General features: G+C 59.9%; 19 protein-coding genes. 10 read left to right on the top strand and 9 right to left on the bottom strand.

Annotation, left to right across the window (positions count from 1 at the left end; genetic code table 11):
- Nucleotides 1–138 precede the first annotated feature (138 nt).
- On the bottom strand, nt 139–390 hold the full coding sequence (locus ACW9HW_RS18140; protein WP_457401135.1) for a hypothetical protein: 252 nt from the start codon (nt 388–390) through the stop codon (nt 139–141).
- A gap of 329 nt (nt 391–719) precedes the next feature.
- Nucleotides 720–2,303 (bottom strand): peptide chain release factor 3, encoded by a 1,584-nt coding sequence (locus tag ACW9HW_RS18135; RefSeq protein ID WP_457401133.1) that lies wholly within the window; start codon nt 2,301–2,303, stop codon nt 720–722.
- Between the two features lie 432 nt (nt 2,304–2,735).
- Here ACW9HW_RS18135 and ACW9HW_RS18130 point away from each other — a divergent pair, with 432 nt between their 5' ends.
- The 6 genes from ACW9HW_RS18130 to ACW9HW_RS18105 all read left to right on the top strand — a co-directional run bounded on the left by ACW9HW_RS18130 (nt 2,736) and on the right by ACW9HW_RS18105 (nt 8,460).
- The gene (locus ACW9HW_RS18130) at nt 2,736–3,452 is read left to right on the top strand and encodes an ABC transporter permease (protein WP_457401132.1); all 717 of its coding nucleotides are present in this window, start codon (nt 2,736–2,738) and stop codon (nt 3,450–3,452) included.
- A 20-nt stretch (nt 3,453–3,472) separates the two neighbouring features.
- Nucleotides 3,473–4,366, top strand: coding sequence for a glycine betaine ABC transporter substrate-binding protein (locus ACW9HW_RS18125; RefSeq protein WP_457401129.1), 894 nt, complete (start codon nt 3,473–3,475; stop codon nt 4,364–4,366).
- A 12-nt stretch (nt 4,367–4,378) separates the two neighbouring features.
- Nucleotides 4,379–5,032 (top strand): ABC transporter permease, encoded by a 654-nt coding sequence (locus tag ACW9HW_RS18120; RefSeq protein WP_457401127.1) that lies wholly within the window; start codon nt 4,379–4,381, stop codon nt 5,030–5,032.
- Nucleotides 5,029–6,186 carry an osmoprotectant ABC transporter ATP-binding protein OsmV gene (locus ACW9HW_RS18115; protein WP_095193973.1) on the top strand — a complete coding sequence of 386 codons (1,158 nt, stop codon included), beginning with the start codon at nt 5,029–5,031 and terminating at the stop codon, nt 6,184–6,186. The genes ACW9HW_RS18120 and ACW9HW_RS18115 overlap by 4 nt, the downstream gene beginning before the upstream one ends.
- Nucleotides 6,187–6,448: 262 nt before the next feature.
- Complete coding sequence (locus tag ACW9HW_RS18110) at nt 6,449–6,814, top strand: hypothetical protein (RefSeq protein ID WP_141232943.1); 366 nt, start codon at nt 6,449–6,451, stop codon at nt 6,812–6,814.
- A 482-nt stretch (nt 6,815–7,296) separates the two neighbouring features.
- Nucleotides 7,297–8,460, top strand: coding sequence for a type III PLP-dependent enzyme (locus tag ACW9HW_RS18105; protein ID WP_095193974.1), 1,164 nt, complete (start codon nt 7,297–7,299; stop codon nt 8,458–8,460).
- 195 nt (nt 8,461–8,655) lie between these two features.
- On the opposite strand, the gene ACW9HW_RS18100 is transcribed toward ACW9HW_RS18105, so the two are convergent.
- Nucleotides 8,656–9,417 (bottom strand): tetratricopeptide repeat protein, encoded by a 762-nt coding sequence (locus tag ACW9HW_RS18100; protein WP_095193975.1) that lies wholly within the window; start codon nt 9,415–9,417, stop codon nt 8,656–8,658.
- Nucleotides 9,414–10,094 (bottom strand): Fe2+-dependent dioxygenase, encoded by a 681-nt coding sequence (locus tag ACW9HW_RS18095; RefSeq protein WP_095193976.1) that lies wholly within the window; start codon nt 10,092–10,094, stop codon nt 9,414–9,416. Before ACW9HW_RS18095 ends, ACW9HW_RS18100 begins: the two co-directional genes overlap by 4 nt.
- 207 nt (nt 10,095–10,301) lie before the next feature.
- Here ACW9HW_RS18095 and ACW9HW_RS18090 point away from each other — a divergent pair, with 207 nt between their 5' ends.
- Nucleotides 10,302–12,626, top strand: a complete 2,325-nt coding sequence (locus ACW9HW_RS18090) for a TonB-dependent receptor (protein ID WP_095193977.1) — start codon at nt 10,302–10,304, stop codon at nt 12,624–12,626.
- A 256-nt stretch (nt 12,627–12,882) separates the two neighbouring features.
- The gene (locus ACW9HW_RS18085) at nt 12,883–15,408 is read left to right on the top strand and encodes a PepSY domain-containing protein (RefSeq protein ID WP_457401124.1); all 2,526 of its coding nucleotides are present in this window, start codon (nt 12,883–12,885) and stop codon (nt 15,406–15,408) included.
- A 92-nt stretch (nt 15,409–15,500) separates the two neighbouring features.
- Here ACW9HW_RS18085 and ACW9HW_RS18080 read toward each other — a convergent pair whose 3' ends face one another.
- The 5 genes from ACW9HW_RS18080 to ptsP form a co-directional block, all read right to left on the bottom strand.
- Nucleotides 15,501–15,899, bottom strand: a complete 399-nt coding sequence (locus ACW9HW_RS18080; protein ID WP_457401122.1) for a hypothetical protein — start codon at nt 15,897–15,899, stop codon at nt 15,501–15,503.
- A gap of 136 nt (nt 15,900–16,035) precedes the next feature.
- Nucleotides 16,036–17,577 carry an alkaline phosphatase D family protein gene (locus ACW9HW_RS18075; protein WP_457401121.1) on the bottom strand — a complete coding sequence of 514 codons (1,542 nt, stop codon included), beginning with the start codon at nt 17,575–17,577 and terminating at the stop codon, nt 16,036–16,038.
- 148 nt (nt 17,578–17,725) lie between these two features.
- On the bottom strand, nt 17,726–19,465 hold the full coding sequence (locus tag ACW9HW_RS18070) for a PTS fructose-like transporter subunit IIB (RefSeq protein ID WP_457401120.1): 1,740 nt from the start codon (nt 19,463–19,465) through the stop codon (nt 17,726–17,728).
- A gap of 11 nt (nt 19,466–19,476) precedes the next feature.
- Nucleotides 19,477–20,418, bottom strand: a complete 942-nt coding sequence (pfkB, locus tag ACW9HW_RS18065) for a 1-phosphofructokinase (protein ID WP_095193982.1) — start codon at nt 20,416–20,418, stop codon at nt 19,477–19,479.
- Nucleotides 20,418–23,279, bottom strand: a complete 2,862-nt coding sequence (gene ptsP / locus ACW9HW_RS18060) for a phosphoenolpyruvate--protein phosphotransferase (protein WP_457401118.1) — start codon at nt 23,277–23,279, stop codon at nt 20,418–20,420. Before ptsP ends, pfkB begins: the two co-directional genes overlap by 1 nt.
- A 292-nt stretch (nt 23,280–23,571) precedes the next feature.
- Between ptsP and cra the strand changes: the two genes are divergently transcribed.
- Nucleotides 23,572–24,567: a catabolite repressor/activator gene (cra, locus tag ACW9HW_RS18055; protein ID WP_457401117.1), complete on the top strand. Its 996-nt coding sequence runs from the start codon at nt 23,572–23,574 to the stop codon at nt 24,565–24,567.
- A gap of 3 nt (nt 24,568–24,570) precedes the next feature.
- On the top strand, nt 24,571–25,350 hold the full coding sequence (locus ACW9HW_RS18050) for a TatD family hydrolase (RefSeq protein ID WP_457401115.1): 780 nt from the start codon (nt 24,571–24,573) through the stop codon (nt 25,348–25,350).
- The last annotated feature ends 82 nt before the right edge of the window (nt 25,351–25,432 follow it).

Below are 25,432 nucleotides of genomic sequence, written 5' to 3'. Positions count from 1 at the left end.
ATGTCAGTCACATCATTGTCGACTGACAGACCGCTTTCGCGAGCAGGCTCGCTCCCACAGGGATTTTGCCTTCTCCCAACCCCTTCTATTTCGATTGCGTACCAATCGGCAGCGAAGGGGTTTTATTTTGCCCGCAACTTACGTCTGGCTATCACCTTCCTCATCGGAGTCCGGCTCATCGGTGGTCGAGTCGTCGTCACCCGCACTACCGCCCTGCCCCTTGTCGCCCGGTTCCGATTCGGACGCGGCGATCATCAGTTCACCGTGCCCCACCTGACCGCCCGACGCCTGCGTCTCGTGATCTTTGCACTCGGCCCAGACTGTCGCACTGCCGAGAGCCAGCATCACCATCACCTTCAACATCAACAACACACGCAGCAACCTGTTCATAGCCGAATCCTTCCTGTCTCGAAGTGCCTGTCTGGCGCTGAATTTAATCTAGTTCCGATCAGCACGGTTCTCCAGATAGGACGCTAACGAACCGATGGAAATGCCGTCGATGTAGAGATTGGTTTGGAATAAGGGTTATGCCCAATTCCACTAACACCAATGATCCTTTGTGGGAGCGGGCTTGCTCGCGAAGACGGTTTTCCATTCAACAGAAATGTTGGTTGATCCACCGCATTCGCGAGCAGGCTCGCTCCCACAGTTCGAGATCGAGTTGGCAATAAAAAACCCCGCAGCTTTCGCAACGGGGTTTTGTTGTTTCAGTTCAGCGCTTAGTGGTGCTCACGCGTCGCACGGAATTTCACGTCCGGCCAGCGCTCTTCCATCAATGCCAGGTTGACCCGGGTCGGGGCGAGGTAGGTCAGGTGACCGCCGCCGTCCAGTGCCAGGTTTTCCACGGCCTTGTTGGAGAATTCCTCGAGTTTCTTCTTGTCGCTGCATTCAACCCAACGCGCGGAATAAACGGTGATCGGCTCGTAGGAGCATTCGACCTTGTATTCCTCTTTCAGGCGGCTGGCGACCACATCGAACTGCAGAACACCCACGGCGCCGAGGATGATGTCGTTGCTGCGCTCGGGGAAGAACACCTGGGTCGCGCCTTCTTCGGCCAGCTGTTGCAGGCCCTGGCGCAGCTGCTTGGACTTCAGCGGATCGCGCAGGCGTACGCGGCGGAACAGTTCCGGGGCGAAGTGCGGGATGCCGGTGAAGCCCAGGACTTCGCCTTCGCTGAAGGTGTCGCCGATCTGGATCGTGCCGTGGTTGTGCAGGCCGATGATATCACCCGCGTAGGCCTCTTCCAGTTGCTCACGCTCGGAGGAGAAGAACGTCAGGGCGTCGCCGATACGCACGTCCTTGCCGGTGCGCACGTGGCGCATCTTCATGCCTTTTTCGTACTTGCCGGAGCAGATACGCATGAAGGCGATACGGTCGCGGTGTTTCGGGTCCATGTTCGCCTGGATCTTGAAGATGAAGCCCGAGAACTTCTCTTCCACCGGCTCCACGGTGCGCTCGTTGGCTACACGCGCCAGCGGGCGCGGCGCCCAGTCCACCACGGCGTCGAGGACGTGATCGACACCGAAGTTGCCCAGCGCGGTACCGAAGAACACTGGAGTCAGCTGACCGTCGAGGAACTCCTGCTGGTTGAACTCGTGGCAGGCACCCTGCACCAGTTCCAGCTGCTCGATGAAGCGCTCGTACTCGTCGCCCAGATGCGCGCGGGCTTCGTCGGAATCAAGCTTCTCGATGATCTTGGTTTCGGTGCGCTCGTGACCATGACCGGCGGTGTAGACAATGATGTAGTCGTCGGCGAGGTGGTACACACCTTTGAAATCGCGGTAGCAACCGATCGGCCAGGTGATCGGCGCAGCCTTGATCTTGAGGACGGCTTCGATTTCGTCGAGCAGTTCGATCGGGTCGCGGATGTCACGGTCGAGTTTGTTGATGAAGCTGACGATTGGCGTGTCACGCAAACGGCAGACGTCCATCAGCGCAATGGTCCGTGGCTCTACGCCCTTACCGCCGTCGAGCACCATCAGCGCCGAGTCCACCGCAGTCAGGGTGCGATAGGTGTCTTCGGAGAAGTCTTCGTGGCCCGGGGTGTCGAGCAGGTTGATCATGTGCTCGCGATACGGGAACTGCATGACCGACGTGGTAATCGAGATACCCCGCTGCTTTTCCATTTCCATCCAGTCGGACGTGGCATGGCGGTCGGATTTACGGGATTTCACCGTGCCGGCCACCGCAATCGCCTTGCCCATCAGCAAGAGCTTTTCGGTGATGGTGGTTTTACCGGCATCGGGGTGGGAAATAATGGCGAAAGTGCGGCGTTTCGCGACTTCGGCGGCCTGTTTGGTCATGGGAAATCGCCTGGCAGGTGATTCAAAAAAGGGCGCAGATTATAGCCCAAGTTGATCGAAGAACCGAACCGTTGAGCACATCCGGGGTGGCCAAATGCTGCTTCAGATGGGAACCTTTTAAAGCACGGAGACGTCCACTCCCCTGTTACGACCACTCGTCGGGGGCTGAAACATCAGCAAGTCAGCCTGACGAGGCTGCGCTCATGGCTCAAAAAGCCGTACACGCTCCCCTGTAGGAGCGAGCTCGCGATGGATGTCAACGATAACGCCGGGTATCTGAATGCAAGCGTTGTCTGGACGTTTTTCGCGAGCAAGCTCGCTCCTACAGTAAAGCGCGCTCGGCACGAGCTGCTTCTCGCGAACGTTGCCCGGCAGCCAATGATGGCCTGCCACACGGGACTGCGTTCGCCGACTGAAAAAAGGAGTCCGCCTGTGGCTATCCACCATGGCAAAGGGCTGATAGGAGGCGTGCTGGTAATCGCCCTCCTGGCCCTGCTGATCCACTGGATCGGCATCAACACGATCGAACACTACCGCGACGATTTGTTGTTTTACCTGCAAGCTCATCTGGTTCTCGTCCTCGCCTCCATGCTGGCCGCCCTTGTCGTGGGCCTCCCCGCCGGCATCTTCCTCAGCCGCCCGACCCGGGTCGCGCGTGCCGAGCGCTTCATGCAGATCTTCAACATCGGCAATACCATTCCACCGCTGGCCGTGTTGGCCATCGCCCTGGGCGTACTCGGGATCGGCAGTGGTCCTGCGATCTTCGCCCTGTTCCTTGCCTCATTGCTGCCGATTGTGCGCAACACCTATGAAGGCCTGAAAAACGTTCAGGGCTCACTCAAGGAAGCCGCTGTCGGCATCGGCATGACGCCGCGCCAGGTGCTGTGGAAAGTCGAATTGCCGAACGCCGTGCCGATCATCATCGGTGGTGTGCGCGTGGCGCTGGCGATCAATGTCGGGACCGCGCCGCTGGCGTTCCTGATCGGCGCCAACAGCCTCGGCAGCCTGATTTTCCCCGGCATTGCCCTGAACAATCAGTCGCAACTGCTGCTCGGCGCGGCCTGCACGGCGCTGCTGGCCTTGTTGCTCGACGGCCTGGTCACAGCCGCCAGTCGCCTCTGGCTCGAACGCGGCTTGCGCCCGTCCTAAGCCTCGACCAAGGAATTCTCATGAAGACTTCAAGCTTTTTACTAGGCTGCGTCCTGCTGTGCGCAGGATTTGCTCACGCGGCTGAAAAGCCGGTCATCCGCATCGGCGCCCGGGTGTTCACCGAGCAGACTCTGCTGGCGGAAATCACTTCGCAATACCTGCGTGCCAAGGGTTACGACGCCCAAGTCACGGGCGGCCTGGGCAGCAATCTGGCCCGCAGCGCCCACGAAAGCGGGCAACTGGACATGCTCTGGGAATACACCGGCGTGTCGCTGGTGGCTTACAACCATGTGACTGAAAAGCTCGACAGCGAGCAGTCCTACGCCCGGGTGAAAGCACTTGACGCGAAAAAAGGCCTGGTCTGGCTCACTCCGTCGAAATTCAGCAATACGTACGCCCTCGCCCTGCCGAAAAACGTCGCAGACAAATACCCGCAGATCAACAACATCAGCGAGCTGAACAACGTGCTGCGCGACGAGGCGAAGACTAATCACCTCGTTGCCCTGGACACCGAGTTTGCCAACCGCTCCGACGGACTGGGCGGCATGGTGCAGCAGTACGACATGAACCTGACCCGCCAAAACATCCGTCAGATGGACGCTGGACTGGTCTACACCGCGTTGCGCAACGGTCAGGTGTTTGCCGGACTGGTCTACACCACCGACGGTCGTTTGAACGCCTTCAAGCTCAAGTTGCTGGAAGACGACAAGCACTACTTCCCTGACTACACCGCAGCGCCGGTGGTGCGCCGGGCGTTTCTCGATGCTCATCCAAAACTCGCCGAAGAACTCAAGCCGCTGGCCGAACTGTTCGATGACGACACCATGCGCCAGCTCAATGCGCGGGTCGATGTCGATCATGAAAGTCCATCCGCCGTGGCCGCTGATTTTCTGCGCCAGCACCCCATCAATTAAGGAGGAAAAGTCATGGAATTCTTGAACGCCTTTTCCCATCTCGACTGGCATCAGGTAATCCATCTGACCTGGCAGCACATCACCCTGGTCGGCATCGCCGTGACCCTGGCGATTGTGGTCGGCGTGCCGCTGGGCATCCTGATGACACGCTTCCCCACTCTCGCCGGGCCGTTGCAGGCCAGCGCCACGGTGCTGCTGACCGTGCCATCGATCGCGCTGTTCGGTCTGCTGCTGCCGTTCTATTCAAAATTCGGCCAGGGCCTGGGGCCGATGCCGGCGATCACGGCGGTGTTTTTGTATTCGCTGCTACCGATCATGCGTAACACCTACCTGGCGCTGACCGGCGTCGAACCCGGTATCCGCGAAGCCGCGCGCGGCATCGGCATGACCTTCGGCCAACGCCTGCGCATGGTCGAGTTGCCTATCGCCGTGCCGGTGATCCTCGCCGGCGTGCGCACCGCCGTGGTGATGAACATCGGCGTCATGACCATCGCCGCCACCATCGGCGCCGGAGGCCTCGGCGTACTCATCCTCGCTTCCATCAGCCGCAGCGATATGTCGATGCTGATCGTCGGCGCCGTGCTGGTCAGCCTGCTGGCCATCTTCGCCGACCTGCTTCTGCAATGGCTACAACGCTCGTTGACTCCACAAGGACTGCTCAAATGATCGAACTTCAAAACCTCAGCAAGACCTTCCAAAGCAACGGCAAAGATGTCAAAGCCGTGGACTCGGTGAGCCTGACCGTCAATGAAGGCGAGATCTGCGTATTCCTCGGGCCGTCGGGCTGCGGCAAAAGCACCACCCTGAAAATGATCAACCGCCTGATCAAACCCACCTCGGGCAAGATCCTGATCAACGGCGAAGACACCACCGACCTCGATGCCGTGACCCTGCGGCGCAACATCGGTTATGTGATCCAGCAGATCGGCCTGTTCCCCAACATGACCATCGAAGAGAACATTGTGGTGGTACCGAAACTGCTCGGCTGGGACAAACAGAAATGCCACGACCGCGCCCGCGAGTTGATGAGCATGATCAAGCTTGAGCCCAAGCAGTATCTGCACCGCTATCCCCGTGAACTGTCTGGCGGACAGCAGCAGCGCATCGGCGTGATCCGGGCGTTGGCAGCCGATGCACCTCTATTGCTGATGGACGAACCGTTCGGCGCGGTGGACCCGATCAACCGCGAAATGATCCAGAACGAATTCTTCGAGATGCAACGGGCGCTGAACAAGACAGTGATCATGGTCAGCCATGACATCGACGAAGCGATCAAGCTCGGCGACAAGATCGCGATCTTCCGCGCCGGCAAGTTGCTGCAGATCGATCATCCGGACACCCTGCTCGCCCATCCCGTGGATGATTTCGTCAGCAACTTCGTCGGCCAGGACAGCACCCTAAAGCGCCTGTTGCTGGTCAAGGCCGAAGACGCGGCGGACAACGCACCGTCTGTCAGCCCGCAGACCCCGGTGGCCGAGGCGCTGGAATTGATGGACGAGCATGACCGGCGTTATGTGGTGGTCACCGACGGTGAGAACAGGGCGCTGGGTTATGTTCGACGTCGCGATCTGCACCGTCAGACCGGGACTTGTGGGCAATACCTGCGCGAATTCAATGCCACGGCAGCGTACGACGAGCATTTGCGCATCCTGTTGTCGCGCATGTACGAGTTCAACCGCGCCTGGCTGCCGGTGATGGATGCCGAGCGGGTGTTTTTGGGAGAGGTGACGCAGGAGTCGATTGCCGAGTACTTAAGCTCGGGTAAGTCTCGCGGAGCTAAGACACGTATTGTATCGCCTGCCGATATGGCGCTGATTTAATACATTCCTTTTCACCGCTGAAACAATTGATTCAGCGGTGAAATCTTATCAATCATCACATAATATTTCACCGCAACTTCACACCCTTTCGACAAGCATTCATTCGTTACAAATCAACATTAAATACTCTTAAAGTAATAGGTCCCTTTTACGATAAAAGGCATTTAACTAGTGACGCGCCATCGCTCGACGCACACACAACATGGCAACTTGCCAAGTGCCATTAATTAAATACGATACTTATCAGACCAAGGAGTCTTAAATGGATACCACCCATGTGATTTCAGACCGGGCCGCACCCTCCACTCACGCGGGTCCAGCCGTTCAACTACGCCTCAGCGTGACGGGGAACCCGAATAAAGTACGGCGCGGGAATAGCTTAACAAAGCGACCGCTTGGCGATCTATTGGACGCCAATGGAAAAACCGTTCCAGGCTCCGGCAACTGGACATTAGTCAGTGTTTCACCTTCTACGCCTGGAGTAACAGTAAGCAACAACCCAGGATATTTGAACGGAAAAATATATGTCCCCCGAGTGACAAGCAACATGACCATCACCGCCAGGCTCACACCCTCGCAATACCCCGCCCTGGCAAAAAATTATGTTCTGCAAATTCAAGTAATCTAATGATTTGTAAATAGCAGCCAACTCTTGGCCTATCCAGATGCCCCCTGCCGCAATAACAGTCGGTCCAGGAAGGCACTCAGTACCCTTCAGGGGGAGTTTCACCGTTTCGCGATTTTTGTCGCTGGTCGACTCCCCCTGAATCCACTCAAATTCCCCTGCCAGGGGAACATCACACCGTCACACAGGTCCGTTACATCAGTAACTGTCAGGGACCGCACGACGGAAGCGTGCAAAAACGCGACATTTTTTGTTGATCTCAAGCCCCTCACGCCCTAAAGTTCGCGCCGAACGTCCATGCTGGAAACGATCCATCCGGCTCAAGTACTGACGACGAGACAGCAAGGCCAAGGGAAAGCAGCGCTTCCCATGGCCTTTTTGCTTTCGGCGACATGCCTTGGGAAGTAGGCGAACCAAAGTGGGGATACGGAGGACGTTCATTTGCACCCATTGATAATTTCAGTTTGCCAGTAGGAGTTCCCAGCATGTCGATCCAGGTCGAAGACTATTTCGCGCGCGATACCTTTCAGAAAATGAAGGCGTTCGCCGACAAGCAAGAAACCCCGTTCGTGGTGATCGACACCGCGATGATCAGCCAGGCCTACGACGACCTGCGCGCCGGTTTCGAATTCGCCAAGGTCTACTACGCGGTCAAGGCCAACCCGGCCGTGGAAATCATCGACCTGCTCAAAGAGAAAGGCTCGAACTTCGACATCGCCTCGATCTACGAGCTGGACAAAGTGCTGAGCCGTGGCGTCAGCGCCGACCAGATCAGCTATGGCAACACCATCAAGAAATCCAAGGACATCCGCTACTTCTACGACAAGGGCGTGCGTCTGTACGCCACCGACTCCGAAGCCGACCTGCGCAACATCGCCAAGGCCGCGCCGGGCTCGAAAGTCTACGTACGTATCCTGACCGAAGGCTCGACCACTGCCGACTGGCCGTTGTCGCGCAAATTCGGCTGCCAGACCGACATGGCCATGGACCTGTTGATCCTCGCTCGCGATCTGGGCCTGGTGCCTTACGGCATTTCCTTCCACGTCGGCTCGCAGCAGCGTGACATCAGCGTCTGGGACGCGGCGATCGCCAAGGTCAAAGTGATCTTCGAACGCCTGAAAGAAGAAGACGGCATCCACCTGAAGCTGATCAACATGGGCGGTGGCTTCCCGGCCAACTACATCACCCGCACCAACAGCCTGGAAACCTACGCCGAAGAAATCATCCGCTTCCTCAAGGAAGACTTCGGCGACGACCTGCCGGAAATCATCCTCGAGCCAGGCCGCTCGCTGATCGCCAACGCCGGCATCCTGGTCAGTGAAGTTGTACTGGTTGCACGTAAATCCCGTACCGCCGTCGAGCGTTGGGTGTACACGGATGTGGGCAAATTCTCCGGCCTGATCGAAACCATGGACGAAGCCATCAAGTTCCCGATCTGGACCGAAAAGAAAGGCGAAGTGGAAGAAGTGGTCATCGCCGGTCCGACCTGCGACAGCGCCGACATCATGTACGAAAACTACAAGTACGGCCTGCCGCTGAACCTGGCCATCGGTGACCGCCTGTACTGGCTGTCGACCGGTGCGTACACCACCAGTTACAGCGCCGTTGAATTCAACGGCTTCCCGCCGCTGAAGTCTTTCTACGTGTAAAAACACACGCAGAAAATAAAAAGCCCATGACGTGTCATGGGCTTTTTTGTGCCTGCGATTTCGGATCAGAAACCGAACGAGCGATGAATAACCTGTGGCGAGGGAGCTTGCTCCCGCTCGGTTGCGCAGCAACTGCCAATTTGGGGCCGCTTCGCAGCCCAGCGGGAGCAAGCTCCCTCGCCACAGTTTCAAGTGTTAAGTCCGCTCCTCACTCAACTGAAGGGACTTTTGATTAAATTCTGCTGCCAAGGCACGAATTTGCGGATCAGTTGCACCCACCAGCGCCTGACTCGCCACCCGCAGGAAATTCAGGTTTCCACCGTCCAGTGCCTTGCGCAGCCAAATCAGCGCCTCATCAATGTTCCCTTCATCAGCCAGCACTGCGGCATAACTGAACTGCCCGCGAAAATCTCCGCCGGCCGCCGAGCGCCGATACCATTCACGGGCAGCCTTTGTATCTGCCGGACAAACGCGTCCTTCTTCCAGATACCGCCCCACCAGATTCATCGATTTGGCGTGGCCCAGTTCAGCGGCGCGACGGTAGAGATCCAGCGCCTGCGCCTGATCCTCACCAACACCACGCCCGGTCGCCAGCAGATTGGCGTAGTTGTACATCGCCCAATCAAGTCCGGCTTCGGCAGCCTGGCGATAGTGCTGGGCGGCGACGGCGGCATCGGCTGTGCACCCCCAACCATGCTCATGACAACGCCCCAGCATGTTGCGCGCCATCAGGTGCCCTTGGCGGGCGGCGATGTCGAACCAGCGCAGTGCCAGCGGCTGATCCTGCGCGATCCCTCGCCCGTCCAGCAGAATCTGCCCGAGCAACGCCTGGGCATCGACTACCCCTTCACCGGCAGCCATGAGAATCGCCTGGGCAGCACGCGCCGGGCTTTCGTCGAGCATGGATGTGAGCTGTTCGCCGTCGAGTACTTCTTCGCGGCGCACTTGAAAACTCATACCTCAACCCAACGGCGCAAAAGGTTGTGATAGGTGCCGGTCAGGCGGATCAGCGAAGGATGGTCCGGCACATCCTGGGCCAATTGGCGGATCGCACCGTCCATCTCGAACAGCAGGGCACGCTGGCTGTCTTCGCGCACCAGGCTTTGGGTCCAGAAGAACGAGGCGTAGCGTGCGCCACGAGTCACCGCGTTGACCTTGTGCAAACTGGTACCCGGGTACAGCACCATGTCGCCGGCCGGCAACTTCACCCGCTGGGCCCCGAAGGTGTCCTGGATTTCCAGTTCACCGCCGTCGTAATCCTGCGGCTCACTGAAAAACAGGGTCGCCGACAAATCCGTGCGCACCCGCTCGACGCTGCCCTTGGGCTGTCGCACGGCATTGTCGATGTGGAAGTCGAAACTGCCGCCGGCCGTGTAACAGTTCAGTAACGGAGGAAAGACTTTGTGCGGCAGTGCCGCCGACATGAACTGCGGATTTTTCCACAATCGCTCCAGCATGGCCGCGCCAATCTCCTTGGCCAGCGGATGACCTTCGGGCAACTGCAGATTGTGCTTGGCCTTGGCCGACTGATAGCCGGCGGTGATCTTGCCGTCGGCCCAATCGGCCTGTTCCAGAGCCTCGCGAATGCGCCGCACTTCTTCTTTGTCGAACAAGCCGGGAATGTGCAGCAGCATGGGAAGGACGCCTGAAAGCCAAGGAGCGTCAATGGTATTGATTCTTATTGACTGTGTAAAACCCGCAAGACGAACGAAACAGTAAAAACCGTAAGGTTAAATTGTAAAGAATGTAAATTCATCGCGAATAGTAACGTTTCGCAATTGATACAAAGACGCGTCTACCCTATATTCCGCCGCCTCAAATCCTTGGGGAGGGGAATCAAAATGTCACGTCAGCACCCAACATTACCGGTCAGTTCACCACGTCTGCTCGCTTCTGCAATTGGCGTGGCAATCACGGCCGGCTCTGCGGGCCACATGGTTTTCGCGACTGAAAAAACCAACGAGAAAGCGCCGGGCAACACCCTTTCGCTAGGTGCTACGGCGATCACCGGCGAAGCCCGGGACGAGACCTCCTACAACGTCGAGAAAGCCTCCTCACCCAAGTACACTGCACCGCTGGTCGATACACCACGTTCGATCACGGTCATCCCGCAACAAGTCTTGAAGGACACTGGCGCCCTGAACATGCAGGACGCGCTGCGCACCGTTCCAGGCATCACCTTCGGCGCCGGTGAAGGCGGCAACCCACAGGGCGACCGTCCGTTCATCCGCGGCTTCGATGCCCAGGGTGACACCTACCTGGACGGCGTGCGCGATACCGGTTCGCAGAGCCGCGAAATCTTCGCCGTGGAATCGATCGAAGTCAGCAAAGGCCCGAACTCGGCCATCGGCGGTCGTGGCGCGGCGGGCGGCAGCATCAACCTGGTGAGCAAGAAAGCGCACCTGGGCAACTCGTTCGACGGCGGCTTTACCTGGGGTTCGGACCAGACCCAGCGTTACACCCTGGACGGCAACTACCAGTTCTCCGACACCGCTGCCGGCCGCCTGAACCTGATGAGCCACGAAAGCAATGTCGCCGGTCGCGACAGTGTCGACTACGATCGCTGGGGCGTCGCGCCATCGCTGGCCTTCGGCCTGGGCACCGACACCCGCGTCAACCTCGATTACTATCATCTGGAAAGCAACGACACGCCGGACTCGGGTATTCCGTACTCGATCCCGACCGCAGGTTCGGCTGCACGTACCAAGTCCAACCCGGACAAGCCTGAAGATGGCGGCGACAGCAGCAACTTCTACGGCTTGGACAACCGCGACTTCCGCAAAGGCCGCGTCGACACTGCGACCATCGCCATCGAGCACGACCTGAGCGACGCGCTGACCGTCAAGAACACCCTGCGCCACGGCAGCAGCATGCAGGATTACATCCTGACCCAGCCGGACGACAGCAAGGGCAACGTCAACAATGGCAGCGTCTGGCGTCGTGCGAACACTCGCGTAAGCAACACCGAGACCACCACCAACCAGACCGATCTGTTTGGTGATGTCTACATCGCCGGCTTCAAAAACAGCTTCGCCACCGGTATCGAGCTGAGCCGCGAGGAAAGCCAGAAATCCTCGTACAACGTCAACACCGACACGACCCCGGGCACAGCGGCCGTCACCACCAACTGCTCGCCGGCATTGATTGGCGCGCCAAGCGGTTACAACTGCACCTCACTGTCCAACCCGAACCCGAACGATCCGTGGAACGGTGCGATCTCGCGTAACTACGCCGGCACCGACACCAAGGCCAACACCTATGCGTTGTACGTGTTCGACACCCTGGAGTTGTCCGAGCAGTGGCTGGTGAACATGGGCCTGCGCTACGACCATTTCGATACCGATTACAAAACCTACAACGCCGCCGGCCTCACCACGTCCAAGGGCGATGACGTCAGCGAGTTCGTCACCGGTCAGTTCGGCGTGGTCTACAAGCCAGCGGAAAACGGCAGCATCTATGCCTCCTACGCCACGTCCGCCACTCCACCGGGCTCTACCCTCGGCGAAGGCCAGGACGGCAACCCGCTGGGCGGCACTCCGGATCGCAACGGCAACCTGCTGAGCAGCGACATGGAGCCGGAAACCACAAAGAACTACGAAATCGGTACCAAGTGGGACCTGTTGAACGATCGCCTGTCGCTGACTGCCGATATCTTCCGCACCGAGAAAGAAAACGCTCGCGTGCAGACCAACACCGCCTCGTACGAAAACGTCGGCAAGACCCGCGTTCAAGGTTTCGAGCTGTCGGCCACCGGTAAGCTGACCGACAAATGGCAAGTGTTCGCCGGCTACGCCTACATGGACAGCGAGCAGGTCGACGGTGGTCCACTGGCGGCGAGCAAGGCCAACGACGGCAACGAACTGCCGAATACGCCGAAAAACAGCGCCAGCCTCTGGACGACCTATCAGGTCACGCCGAAGCTGACCATCGGTGGCGGTGCGTTCTATGTCGACGACGTGTTCGGCAGCGTGGCCAACACCACCATGGTCGACTCCTACGTTCGTTACGATGCGATGGCCGCCTACAAGCTGACCAAAAACATCGACCTGCAACTGAACGTGCAGAACCTGACTGACGAAACCTACTACGACAAGGCCTTCTCGACGCACTTCGCCAACCAGGCGGCGGGCCGTACTGCCTTGCTGAGCACCAACTTCCACTTCTAATGGAAAGGTGATCACAACCTACTGTAGGAGCGAGCTCGCTCGCGATGGACTGAAGAACGACACGGGGTGTCAGGTTTTTCTCGTCATCGTTGAAGACCATCGCGAGCAAGCTCGCTCCTACAGGTAAGCGTGATCAGCGGCAGGCCCCGTTCATCCAGGTGAATGGGGCTTTTGTGTGTAAAAAAGAATGCTTCTCGAAAACCCACGGCATAATGCGCGCCGTGACGATTATTTTTAAACGAACAAGGCGAGCGACGTGTTGAAGAAAACCCTGTTCCAGTTGCACTGGTTTTTCGGCATCAGCGCCGGACTGGTCCTGGCCCTGATGGGCATCACCGGGGCGACGGTCTCGTTTGAGGATGAAATCCTCTACGCACTGAACCCTTCTGTGTTGCAGGTGCAGAAGCAGGTTGCAGGCGTATTGCCGCCTGCTGAACTGGTCGAAAAAATCGAAGCAACCACCGGCAAAAAAGTCGCGATGCTCTCGGTGGACATCGACAGCGACATCGCCGCACGCGTGTTCTTCACCCCGCCTCCCGGGGAGCGCCGGGGGCAAATGCGCTTCTTCGATCCGTACACCGCCGAACTGATGGGCGACGCTACCGGCCAGCAATTCTTCGGCCTGATGCTGCAACTGCACCGCTTCCTCGCCATGGGCGACACCGGCCGGCAGATCACCGGCGCCTGTACGCTGATCCTGGTGTTCTTCTGCCTCTCCGGCCTGTACCTGCGCTGGCCTCGCCAGTGGAAAAGCTGGCGCACCTGGCTGACCCTCGACTGGAAGAAAAAAGGTCGCAGCTTCAACTGGGACCTGCATTCGGTTGCCGGCACCTGGTGCCTGGTGTTTTACCTCTTTTCCGCGCTGACCGGGTTGTTCTGGTCCTACGAGTGGTACAGCAAGGGCCTGACCCAATTGCTCTCCGACTCGCCGCAGAGCGAGCGCGTCCGCGCGCGCGGTCCGGCGCCAAGCGGCCCGGCCCCGACAGCCGATTACTCGGCGATGTGGAGCAGCATCTACAGCGCGGCCGGTCCCGACCTGAGCTTCTACAACACCCGTATGCCACCGGTGGCCGGGCAACCGGCGACTGTTTACTACCTGTTGAAAGACTCTCCCCACGACCGCGCACTGAACCAGATCACCCTCGACCCGGTCACCGGCGTGATCAAACGGCATGACCGCTACAGCGACAAGAGCTTCAAGGCGCAACTGCTGACCAGCATTTATGCACTGCACGTCGGCAGTTACTTCGGCCTCGGCGGTCGAATCATCCTGACGATCACCGCCCTGACCATGCCGCTATTCTTCATCACCGGCTGGCTGCTGTACCTCGATCGCCGCCGCAAAAAACGCCAGATCAAGGATGCCCGCAAAGGCCTCGCACAACCAGGCAACGACGCCCCGGCGTGGCTGATCGGCTTCGCCAGCCAAAGCGGGTTCGCCGAGCAACTGGCGTGGCAGACGGCCGGCCAGTTGCAAGCCGCCGGCCTGCCGGTGAAGGTGCAGCCGCTGGCGAGTGTCAGCGAGCAGGACCTGCGTGACTCGAACAACGCGCTGTTCGTGGTCAGCACCTTCGGCGACGGCGAAGCGCCGGACAGCGCCCGTGGCTTCGAGCGCAAGGTACTGGGCCGGGCGTTGAGCCTGGAGAGCCTGAACTACGCCGTGCTCGGCCTCGGTGACCGGCAGTATCAACACTTCTGCGGATTTGCCCGACGCCTGCACACCTGGCTGGGTGAACACGGCGGCAAGACCCTGTTTGCCCCGGTGGAAGTCGACAGCGGCGACCCTTACGCCTTGCGTCACTGGCAACAGCAACTGGGCCTGTTGACCGGCCAGGCGCCCGTGGAGACCTGGCAGGCGCCGAGCTACGACAACTGGACCCTGAGCCGCCGTGAATTGCTCAACCCTGACAGCAGTGGTTCGGCTGTCTATCTGCTGGGGCTCACCGCACCGACCACCAGCAGTTGGCTGGCCGGTGACCTGGTGGAAGTGCTGCCGCGCAATTGCCCTTGGGCGATCGAACATTTCCTCGATGGTTTAGGGATCGACGGTCGGGCCGCCATTACACTCGATGGTTTGTCGCAACCACTGGAACAAGCCCTCGCCAGCCGTCAGCTGCCCGAGAACCGCAGCCATCTGGTCGGTCTGCACGCGCAAGCGCTGGTGGAGGCCCTTGTACCGCTGGCCATGCGCGAATACTCCATCGCCTCGATTGCCGCTGACGGCATCCTGGAACTGATCGTGCGCCAGGAGCTGCATCCGGATGGCCGCCTGGGTGTCGGCTCCGGCTGGCTCACCGAACACGCGCCGGTGGGCAGCAGCATCAGCCTGCGGGTTCGACGCAACAGCAGTTTCCATCTGCCCAACGAAGCGCTGCCGATGATCCTGATCGGCAATGGCACCGGCCTGGCCGGACTGCGCAGTCTGCTCAAGGCGCGGATTGCCGATGGCCAGCAACGTCAGTGGCTGGTGTTCGGCGAGCGCAATCGGGAACACGATTACCTGTGTCGCGACGAGCTGGAAGAGTGGTTGATTTCCGGCGATCTGCAGCGTCTGGACCTGGCGTTTTCCCGGGATCAAGCGCAGAAGATCTACGTGCAGGATCGCCTGCGTGAATCAGCGACTGAACTGAAGAAATGGCTGGCGGATGGCGCCGTGATCTACATTTGCGGCAGCTTGCAGGGGATGGCCGCCGGAGTCGATGAAGTGCTCAAGGACGTGCTCGGTGCCGCCGAAGTGGAACGCCTGATCGAACAGGGCCGCTACCGCCGCGACGTTTACTGATAAAGCTGAATATTGATGAAAGATCGTTCCCATACGTGGGAACGATCGAGTCAAGTTCAGGCAAGAGATAAAACCCAGAATTTCATCAGCGCTTATTTATCGACTTCGTCCAACTTGCCCAGTGGCCCATTTAGATTTTCAAGTTGCGCGCCAACAGGGCATGATATTTTGGAACAACTGTTGTTCAGCCGGCACATTTCATTGCAGTCAAATGCTGACTGATTCCCTGCCCTATCAATTATGCATTGGTCACTGGTGCCACTTCGGTAGACGCCATTACGATCATTATCCCGTCCAAAAAAAACACACAGCACAGTCCCGCCACCCACACCGCCATTCATATTGCAATAATAACCACCCGCAATACCCCAAGCTCCATTGCACAAGCCGGCGTTAGCTTCATTGGCATAAACGTTTTTACAGGTCGTAAAAAAAAGCATACAAAAGATTAATGAAGCAAAAATCTTCCATGTCCTTTTTGGATATTCCATTATTAGTTTCATTATTAACCACTCGATTGGATTGGAGTACAAACCATAAATAAAACCCTCTCAAAAAAACACCTATCACAAATAACAGGCAGTCCTGCAAGTCAATTCAAAACCTTACTTTCCTGATGCTGCCCCATCAGTTCGCGTCCAATGTTCGCTCAAATAAGCTGACCCCATCCAGATCCCGCAACACCACACTCAGCGCACCCGTCTGCCCATCGATATTCACCTCACCAAAGAACTGAAACCCGGCAAACGGCGAAGTGTTTTGCGCCGGCGGTGCTTTGTGGAACACCACGGCAGGGCCGAAGGTTTTATCCAGCTGGTCAGGTCCGAAACTTCCGGCATTCAATGGACCGGCGACAAACTCCCAGAACGGTTCGAAGTCCTGAAACGCCGCACGGTCCGGGTGATAGTGGTGCGCCGCGCAGTAATGCACATCCGCCGTCAGGAACACGAAATTGCGCACCTGCTGTGCCCGCAGGAAACCCAGCAGCTCGGCGATTTCCAGCTCGCGTCCCTGGGCCGGTCCCGGATCGCCATTGGCTACCGCATCCCAACGCTCGATTCCGGGGCTGACTTCGCCATCCGGTACACCAAGGCCGATCGGCATGTCGGCGGCGATGACTTTCCATTGTGCAGTGGAGGCTTTCAGCGACGCCTTCAGCCAGTCCAGTTGTTCGCGCCCGAGGAAAGGTTTGGCGTCGCCCAGGTTATCGTCATTAGCGCCGCGATAACTGCGCATGTCGAGTACGAACACATCGAGCATCGGCCCATAACCGAACCGGCGATAAACCCGTCCGTGACCATCGCCCCCCTGTAATCGCATCGGTGCGTACTCGAGCCAGGCTTGACGCCCGCGGTCCACCAGGCTGTGGATATCTTTGCTGTTGTAGCGCTCATCCAATTGCTTGCCTGGCGACCAGTTGTTCACCACCTCGTGGTCGTCCCACTGCCAGATCTGCGGCACCTCGGCGTTGAAGCGGCGAATGTTTTCGTCCATCAGGTTGTAGCGGTAATTACCCCGGTAATCGTCGAGCGTCTCGGCAACTTTGCTCTTGGCCTCGCTGGTGAGGTTGCGCCACACCCGGCCGCTCTCGGTGGTGAGCTGCGCAGGTATGGGACCGTCAGCGTAGATGCTGTCGCCGCTGTGGATAAAGAAGTCCGGCAGACGCAAACGCATGGCTTCGTAGATGCGCATACCGCCGATGTCAGGGTTGATGCCGAAGCCCTGACCGGCCGTGTCACCGCTCCAGACGAAACGGATGTCGCGGCGGGTCTGGGGCACGCTACGCAAATGCCCGAACCAGGGCTCGCTGGCGACACCGCTTCGGGCATCCTCAAATTGCACACGATAGAAAATTGCCTGATCGGCGGGTAGTCCGGTGAGTTCGACTCGAGCGGTGAAGTCGGTGCGGGCATCGGCCAGGGGCGAAACGAATCGCCGTGGGTTGGAAAACAGGCTGCGGGTGTCCCATTCCACCATCATCCGCGCCGGACGATCACAGCGGCTCCAGATGATCGCGCGGTCACCGAGCACGTCGCCCGATTGCACACCGTCGGTGAGTTGCGGTCGATCCTTGAGCGAAGCGATCACCGCCGGCGCCAGCCCCGGCAACAACAGCCCGGCACCGACCGCTTGCATGACTCGACGGCGACCAAGGTCGAATTCGCTCATTGTTGTTCTCCCTGGAATAGGAAAACTGAAGTACGTCAAACGCGGTCCCTGTGGGAGCGAGCCTGCTCGCGAAGCGTCGTGTCAGTCTACTTCTACTTTACAGGCAGACCGCTTTCGCGAGCAGGCTCGCTCCCACAAGGGGGCTGTATCAGGCGCTGACGGGTTCTACCGCCAACTCCACCACTTCAGGCCGTTTGACCAGCGCATACACCACCGCCGTCAACAAGCTCCCTGCCACAATCGCCAGCAAATACAGCAGTGCATGATTGATCGCATTCGGGATCAGCATCACGAACAAACCGCCATGGGGTGCCATCAGCTTGCAGCCGAAATACATCGACAACGCGCCGGTCAGCGCACCGCCGGCGATGCTCGCCGGGATCACTCGCAACGGGTCCTTGGCGGCAAACGGAATCGCGCCTTCTGAGATGAAACACAAACCCAGCACCAACGCTGCCTTACCGGCCTCGCGTTCAGTTTGCGCAAACTTGCGCCGGGCGATGAACGTGGCGATCCCGAGGCCAATCGGCGGCACCATGCCCGCCGCCATGGTCGCGGCCATCGGTGCATAACTCTGCGACGCCAGCAGCCCGACCGAAAAGGCATACGCTGCCTTGTTGATCGGCCCGCCAAGGTCCACGCACATCATCCCGCCCAGTAGCACGCCAAGCAGAATCGCGTTGGTGGTGCCCATGCTGTCGAGGAAGTGCGTGAGCCCTGCGAGCATCCCGGCCACCGGCTTGCCGACCACGTAGATCATCACCAGACCGGTGAACAAACTGGCCAGCAGCGGGATGATCAGGATCGGTTTCAGCGCTTCGAGGCTTTGCGGCAACCGCGCATAACGATTGATCGCCTGGGCCGCGTAACCGGCAATGAAACCGGCAATGATCCCGCCGATAAAACCGGCGCCCAGGGTGCTCGCCAGCAGGCCACCGATCATCCCCGGCGCGAGACCCGGACGGTCGGCAATCGAATAGGCGATGTAGCCCGCCAGCAGCGGCACCATCAACTTGAACGCCGTGTCGCCACCGATTTGCATCAACGCCGCCGCCAGCGTCCCTTCTTCCTTGAACGCGGTGATGCCGAACACGAACGACAAGGCGATCATCAGGCCGCCCGCCACCACCATCGGCAACATGAACGACACACCGGTCAGCAGGTGTTTGTAGACCCCGGTCTTTTCTTGCTTCGCCGGGCCTTTGGCACCGGCCGCTGCACTTTCCTGCGTGCCTTCGGCCAATGCTTTGTTCAGCGTCGCTTCGGCCTGCTTGAGAGCAATGCCAGTGCCGCAGCGATAGATTTTCTTGCCGGCAAAACGCTCGGTGGCGACTTCGATATCCGCCGCCAGCAGCACCACGTCGGCATCGGCAATCGCTTGTGCACTCAGGGGGTTGCGCGCGCCAACGGAGCCCTGGGTTTCCACCTGCAGGTCATAGCCCAGGCGCTTGGCCGCTTGTTGCAAGGCTTCGGCGGCCATGAAGGTGTGGGCGACCCCGGTCGGGCACGCGGTGATCGCCACCAGGCGCGGTGCATTTTGTGGGACGCTTACAGGCTCGGCGGGGGCTTCAGGCGCGAGATAAATCTGCGCCTCGTCGGCGCCACGTCGCAGCACCGCCTCCACATCCTGCAGGGCTTGCGCCGGTGTGCTTTGAAAAACGCGTTTGCCGATAAATCGCGACATCTCCACCGGTGCGCTGGTGACCAGCAACACCCACTCGGCGGCTTCAATCGTGGCCGCCGACATTTGCCGCTCCGGATGCGCCGCATCGCTGACTTCGACACTGGTGCTCCAACCCTGACGCTGGGCCGCCGCATCAAGCAAACGGGCGCACAGCACACTGGTGACCATGCCGTTGGGGCAGGCAGTAACAATGGCTAACTTCATGACCAACCCTCTTATTGTTCTGTCAGGGGACGCACGCGTACACCCTGTTCGAGCTGCGCCAGGTGCGCCGCATCGCCAATGCCGAAACCGATCTGGGTGACCGCCATCGCGGCAATCGCCGTGGCGGTGCGCAAGGTCTGCTCGGGTGTGTCGGCACTGAGCAAACCGTGAAGCATGCCCGCCAGCAACGAGTCACCCGCGCCCACCGTACTGGCGACGCTGACCCTGGGCGGCGTGGCATGCAGCGCCGAGCCGACACTGAACCAATTCACGCCCTCGGCGCCGTGGGAAATCACCACATGTTCGATACCTTGAGCGTGCAAGCGGTTCGCCACTTCGGCCTGGGCCAGGACCGAAACCACCTCGCCACCCAACACCTCGGCCAGCTCTTCGGTGTTGGGTTTGATCAGCCATGGACCGGCCTTGAGCGCCGCCGCCAAGGCCTCGCCACTGGTATCGAGGGCAACGTTCAAACCGAGGTTTTTCAAGCGCAGGATCAAGGCCTGCAACCACTGCGGGCTGACGCCTTGCGGCAAGCTTCCCGCGACAACGACGGCGTCATGCAACGGTGCAATCTGATCAAGCCGATCGAGCAACGCTTGCTGCGCCGCGGCACTGACCAGTGGCCCCGGACCGTTGAGGTCGGTGATGCGGCCGTCGCTTTCCGCCAGCTTTATATTGCTGCGGGTCTCACCGGGCACACGAATGAACGCGTCGACAAAACCGCGCTTAGCGAACAGGGTTTCGAACGCCTGCAGGTTGTCCTCGCCGAGGAAACCGCTGACTGTCAGCTGATGCCCGAGGTCGGCCAGCACCTGCGCCACGTTCACGCCTTTGCCGGCGGCGTGTGTGTGCATGGCGTCGCTGCGGTTGACCTGACCGGGTTCCAGGCGCGGTAACTGCACGGTGAGGTCCAGCGCCGGATTGAGGGTCAGGGTCAGAATCTTGGCCATTACAGGGCCTCCACTAATGCGCGCACTTCATTGGCGCTGCCTACGGCGAGTGCCGCTTGGGCGAGGGTTTGGGTTTGGCTGAGGCTCAGTTCGCGAATCCGCGCCTTGACCTCGGCGATGCTGCGCCCGCCCACGCTCAGCTCATCCACGCCCAGCCCGACCAGCACCGGCACCGCCAGCGGATCGGCCGCCAGCTCACCGCACACGCCAACCCATTTGCCATGGGCATGGGCCGCGCGCACGGTGATGTCGATCAGTTGCAGCACTGCCGGGTGCAAGCCATCGGCCTGGGCCGACAAGGTCGGATGACCACGGTCGATAGCCAGGGTGTATTGGGTCAGGTCGTTGGTGCCGACGCTGAAGAAGTCGACCTCTTTGGCCAACACCGGCGCCAGCAATGCCGCCGACGGCACTTCGATCATGATGCCCAGTTGCAGGTCCGCGACCGGGATTTCCAGGCGCAGGCGTTCGGTCATGTCCCGCGCCTGGCGCCACTCGTCAACGCTGCCGACCATGGGGAACATGATGCGCAGCGGACGGTTGTCGGCGGCCCGCAGCAGGGCGCGCAACTGCGCTTCCATGATCTGCGGCCGTTGCAGGGTCAAGCGAATGCCACGCACGCCAAGGAACGGGTTTTCTTCCTTGGCGATCGGCCAATAGGGCAGCGGTTTGTCACCGCCAACATCGAGGGTACGCACCACCAGCGGCCGCCCGGCGAGGCCATCGAGTACGCGGCGGTATTCAGCTTCCTGGGTGGCTTCGTCCGGCGCTTGCGGGTGGGCCATGAAAATCAGTTCGGTGCGCAGCAGGCCGATGCCTTCGGCGCCCTGCTCCACCGCGCTGGTCACACCGGCGCTTTCACCAATGTTGGCGAACACTTCGACGGCATGTCCGTCGGTGGTCAATGCCGGTAGATGACGTTGTTCGGCGGCAGCTTTCAGTCGTTGTTCGCGGGTGTCGCGTTCTTCGGTGGCGCGCTGCAAGGTTGTCGCGTCAGCATCCACGTGCAAACGACCGCGTTGGCCATCGAGCAGCAATGGAGTGCCCGGTGCCAGCAGCAATACCGCCGCACCGGCGCCGACCAGTGCCGGAATACCCAAGGCCCGGGCGACGATGGCGCTGTGGGCAGTGGCGCCACCACGGGCGGTAAGGATGCCGGCAACTCGGGTCGGATCAAGACGCGCCACGTCGGACGGACCGACTTCGTCCATCACCAGAATGTACGGCTGTTCGGGTTCGCTCGGCGTTTCGACACCACACAACTGTGCCAGCACGCGGCGACCGATATCACGCAAATCGGCGGCGCGCTCGGCGAGCAAGGCATCCTGCAACGATTCCTGTTGTCGAGCGGCGGCTTCGATCACCGACATCCACGCTGCCTCGGCGCTTTCGCCCTGCTTGAGGCGGGTGTCGACTTCATCGGTCAGTTCCGGGTCGTCGAGCATTTCCTGATGGGTGACGAAAATCTCGCGAATCGCCTTGGCCTTGCTGCGTTCGATCAAGCCGCCAATGTCGCTTCGCACATCCGCAAGCGCCTGCTTGAGGCGGTCGCGCTCGATGGCCGCGGACTGACCGCGCAGCGGATAATCAATGTTTTGCAGCACTTGAATGTGTGCCGGGCCGATCGCAATGCCCGGTGCCGCAGCAATGGCCTGCACCAGCGTGCCGGACGCCGGTGCCAGCAACACCTCGGCGACTTCGACGACTTCTTCCCGTGGCTGGCTCACCGCTGGCAATGGCTCGACTTCTTCACCCAGACCTTCTTCGATGGCGGCCAACAACGCAGGCAATGCATCGGCGGCGATGCTCGGCTCGGCGATGATTTCCAGCACCTGACCACGTCGGGCACCCAGGCTGAGCAGCTTGCTCAAGCTCTTCACCGACACCGCGCTGTCCTGGCTCTCGACGATGCGGATGCGAATCTCGCCTTCAAAACTTTTTGCCAATTGCGCGAGGATTTTCGCTGGCCGCGCATGCAAACCATGGGCGTTGGCCAGCGCAATGCGGGCGCTCGGCCAATCCGCCGGCAATTCACCGCCGAGCACCTCCAGCACTGCTCGGCAGCTGGTGGCGCGGCCCAATTCATGGCCGCGACCTTCAATCAGCAATGCACAAAGGCGTTCGAGCAGGGCTTGATGGGCTTCACCCAGGCTGGCCAGACAGAACAAACCGCTCAGCGGCTGACCGAGGTAGCGCAATGGTTTATCCGGAGTGACGAAGGCCAATCCCGGGCGTTTCACAGTTTGCTCGCTGTGCAACCACCACAGGCCGTCACCCAGTGGCAACGCTTCGACCTGCTGCAGCACGGCGGAAAAACCATTGCTGACGCAGTCGGCCTGGCGCAGCAGGCGTGCGCCGCGCCAAACCAGCTCTTCAAAGTCTTCGGCGGCAACGCCCAGGCCGATCATTTGCGCATCCAGCGCCAGTTCTTGCGGCGCGCCTTGCAGCAGTTTCAGCAAGGCTTCGGCAGAACTGGCGCGACGCAGGGCCTGGCCCAGATCGGTTTCGCCAAGGGCGCGGGTCAGCAATTGCAACAGGCGCAGGTGTTCATCGGATTTGGCGGCGATCCCGATCGCCAGGTACACGATCTGCCCATCGCCCCAGTCCACGCCATCGGGGAACTGCATCAGGCGCACACCCGTGGTGAACACCTGATCGCGGGTTTGCGGCGTACCGTGGGGAATGGCAATACCTTGACCGAGAAAGGTCGAGCCCTGGGCTTCGCGTGCCTGCAAACCGGCGAGGTAACCGTCGGCGACCAGGCCATCGGCAACCAGATGCCGGGCCAGCAACTGCAAGGCTTCGGACTTATCCACAGCCGACTGGCCCATGGATATCTGCTCTACAGTGAGTTCGAGCATGCTTTCTCCTTTTTGGCGCTTGTCGGCACCAGGTATTGTTTTGAGTGATTCAGCTTACGCGCTTGTCCGAAGACAGCATTTGGCGGTTTTGCGGCAGAACCGACCAAAGGCATCAATATGGTAGCAAATACGCTTGCTGAAACGTTTAATCTAGAATGATTGGCACGTTACTCCATAATTTCTTTCTCTTGAAGTCCAATTGTCGGATGCGCCACGACAATGGTCGACTGCCTGAATCGGGTAGGATTGACGAAAATGTCGGGCATGCTCGAAAAAACAAGGAATCAGCGGGTTGAAACTCAGTGATATCGCCCAGTTGGCCGGTGTGTCCGTTACCACCGCCAGCTATGTCATCAATGGCAAGGCCGAACAGCAACGCATCAGCAGTGCCACCGTCGAGCGCGTGCGCGCGGTGGTCGATCAGCACGGCTTCACGCCCAACCCCCAGGCCGCCGGGCTGCGCAGTCGCCACACCCGCACCCTGGGTTTCATACTGCCGGACCTGGAAAACCCCAGTTACGCGCGAATTGCCAAGTTGCTGGAGCAAGGGGCACGGGCTCGCGGCTATCAGTTGCTGATCGCCAGCTCCGACGATGCGCCGGACAGCGAACGGCAATTGCTGAAGTTGTTCCGCGCCCGGCGCTGCGATGCGCTGATCGTCGCCAGTTGCCTGCCGCCCGGCGATGACAGCTATCGCCAATTGCAGGCCAAAGGCATCCCTATCATTGCGATCGACCGGGTCATGGAGCCGGAACATTTCTGCTCGGTGATCAGCGACGACCGCGAAGCCAGTCTGCAATTGACCCGCAGCCTGCTCGACCCGCTGCCCAAACAGATCGCCTTGATCGGCGCCCGCCCGGAACTGAGCATCAGCCAGGAACGGGCCGCAGGTTTCAGGGAAGCGCTGGTCGGGTACGACGGTGAAATGTTGATCGAACAGGGCGAATCGTTCAGCCGTGAATGCGGCAGACAGTTGATGGAAGAACTGCTCCAGCGTGTCGGGCATTTGCCCGAGGCGTTGGTGACCACTTCTTACGTACTACTCCAGGGCGTGTTCGATGCCTTGCATGACTTCCCGCTGAAATCCCGTCCATTGCGCCTCGGCACGTTTGGCGACACCCAGCTGCTGGACTTCCTGCCGTTGCCGGTCAATGCCATGTCCCAGCAGCATCAGTTGATTGCCGACAAAGCCCTGGCGCTGGCCCTGGCCGCCATCGAGCAGTCCGATTACCAACCCGGCGTGCAAGCCATTGCGCGCACCTTCAAGCAACGCATTCGCCAGGACTGAACCGTGGAGCTGATCGACACCCACACCCACCTGGATTTTCCGGACTTCGACGCCGATCGACAGGTGTTGATGACCGAAAGCCGCGCCCTCGGGGTGCGCCGGATGGTGGTATTGGGGGTTTATCAGGGCAATTGGCAACGGGTCTGGAACCTGGTGCAAAGTGATCCCGACCTGCATGCCGCGTTCGGTTTGCACCCGGTGTATCTGGACGATCATCGCCCTGAACATCTGACGGGACTCGGGGATTGGTTGACCCGGCTGTACGGTCATCGACAACTGTGCGCGGTGGGTGAAATCGGCCTGGACTACTTCATCGAAACCCTCGACCGTGAACGCCAGCAAGCGCTGTTCGACGCACAACTGCAACTGGCGGCAGACTTCAATCTGCCGGCACTGATCCACGTACGGCGCAGCCACGCGGCAGTGATTGCCACGCTCAAACGGTTTCGCCTGAAACGTGCCGGCATCATCCACGCCTTTGCCGGCAGTCGCGAAGAAGCCCGGGAATACATCAAGCTTGGTTTCAAACTTGGCCTGGGCGGCGCCGCCACCTGGCCGCAGGCACTGCGCATGCACCGCGTTCTGGCCGAGTTGCCGCTGGACTCGGTGGTACTGGAAACCGACTCGCCGGACATGGCGCCCGCCATGTTTCCCGGCCAGCGCAACAGCCCGGCGCACTTGCCGGCGATCTGCGCGGCGCTGGCCGACATCATGGCGGTCAGCCCCGAACGGCTGGCCGCCGTCAGCACCGCCAATGCCTGCGAAGTGTTCAACTGGCAGTAACCGATAACCCAAAACACTTGTGGGAGCGAGCCTGCTCGCGAAGGCGGCGAGTCAGTCAACGATCAAGTCGACTGAAATACCG

The organism is Pseudomonas sp. SDO5532_S415 (assembly GCF_054071155.1).
Note: the sequence above shows the minus strand (reverse complement) of the source record. Positions and strands in the feature narration are given on the sequence as shown.

Bases quoted from the DNA above. Each gene is read 5' to 3' on its own strand.
- ACW9HW_RS18140 (WP_457401135.1), bottom strand. From the start codon at position 390: ATGAACAGGTTGCTGCGTGTGTTGTTGATGTTGAAGGTGATGGTGATG.
- ACW9HW_RS18135 (WP_457401133.1), bottom strand. From the start codon at position 2,303: ATGACCAAACAGGCCGCCGAAGTCGCGAAACGCCGCACTTTCGCCATT.
- ACW9HW_RS18125 (WP_457401129.1), top strand. From the start codon at position 3,473: ATGAAGACTTCAAGCTTTTTACTAGGCTGCGTCCTGCTGTGCGCAGGA.
- ACW9HW_RS18120 (WP_457401127.1), top strand. From the start codon at position 4,379: ATGGAATTCTTGAACGCCTTTTCCCATCTCGACTGGCATCAGGTAATC.
- ACW9HW_RS18115 (WP_095193973.1), top strand. From the start codon at position 5,029: ATGATCGAACTTCAAAACCTCAGCAAGACCTTCCAAAGCAACGGCAAA.
- ACW9HW_RS18110 (WP_141232943.1), top strand. From the start codon at position 6,449: ATGGATACCACCCATGTGATTTCAGACCGGGCCGCACCCTCCACTCAC.
- ACW9HW_RS18105 (WP_095193974.1), top strand. From the start codon at position 7,297: ATGTCGATCCAGGTCGAAGACTATTTCGCGCGCGATACCTTTCAGAAA.
- ACW9HW_RS18100 (WP_095193975.1), bottom strand. From the start codon at position 9,417: ATGAGTTTTCAAGTGCGCCGCGAAGAAGTACTCGACGGCGAACAGCTC.
- ACW9HW_RS18095 (WP_095193976.1), bottom strand. From the start codon at position 10,094: ATGCTGCTGCACATTCCCGGCTTGTTCGACAAAGAAGAAGTGCGGCGC.
- ACW9HW_RS18090 (WP_095193977.1), top strand. From the start codon at position 10,302: ATGTCACGTCAGCACCCAACATTACCGGTCAGTTCACCACGTCTGCTC.
- ACW9HW_RS18080 (WP_457401122.1), bottom strand. From the start codon at position 15,899: ATGGAATATCCAAAAAGGACATGGAAGATTTTTGCTTCATTAATCTTT.
- ACW9HW_RS18075 (WP_457401121.1), bottom strand. From the start codon at position 17,577: ATGAGCGAATTCGACCTTGGTCGCCGTCGAGTCATGCAAGCGGTCGGT.
- ACW9HW_RS18070 (WP_457401120.1), bottom strand. From the start codon at position 19,465: ATGAAGTTAGCCATTGTTACTGCCTGCCCCAACGGCATGGTCACCAGT.
- pfkB (WP_095193982.1), bottom strand. From the start codon at position 20,418: ATGGCCAAGATTCTGACCCTGACCCTCAATCCGGCGCTGGACCTCACC.
- ptsP (WP_457401118.1), bottom strand. From the start codon at position 23,279: ATGCTCGAACTCACTGTAGAGCAGATATCCATGGGCCAGTCGGCTGTG.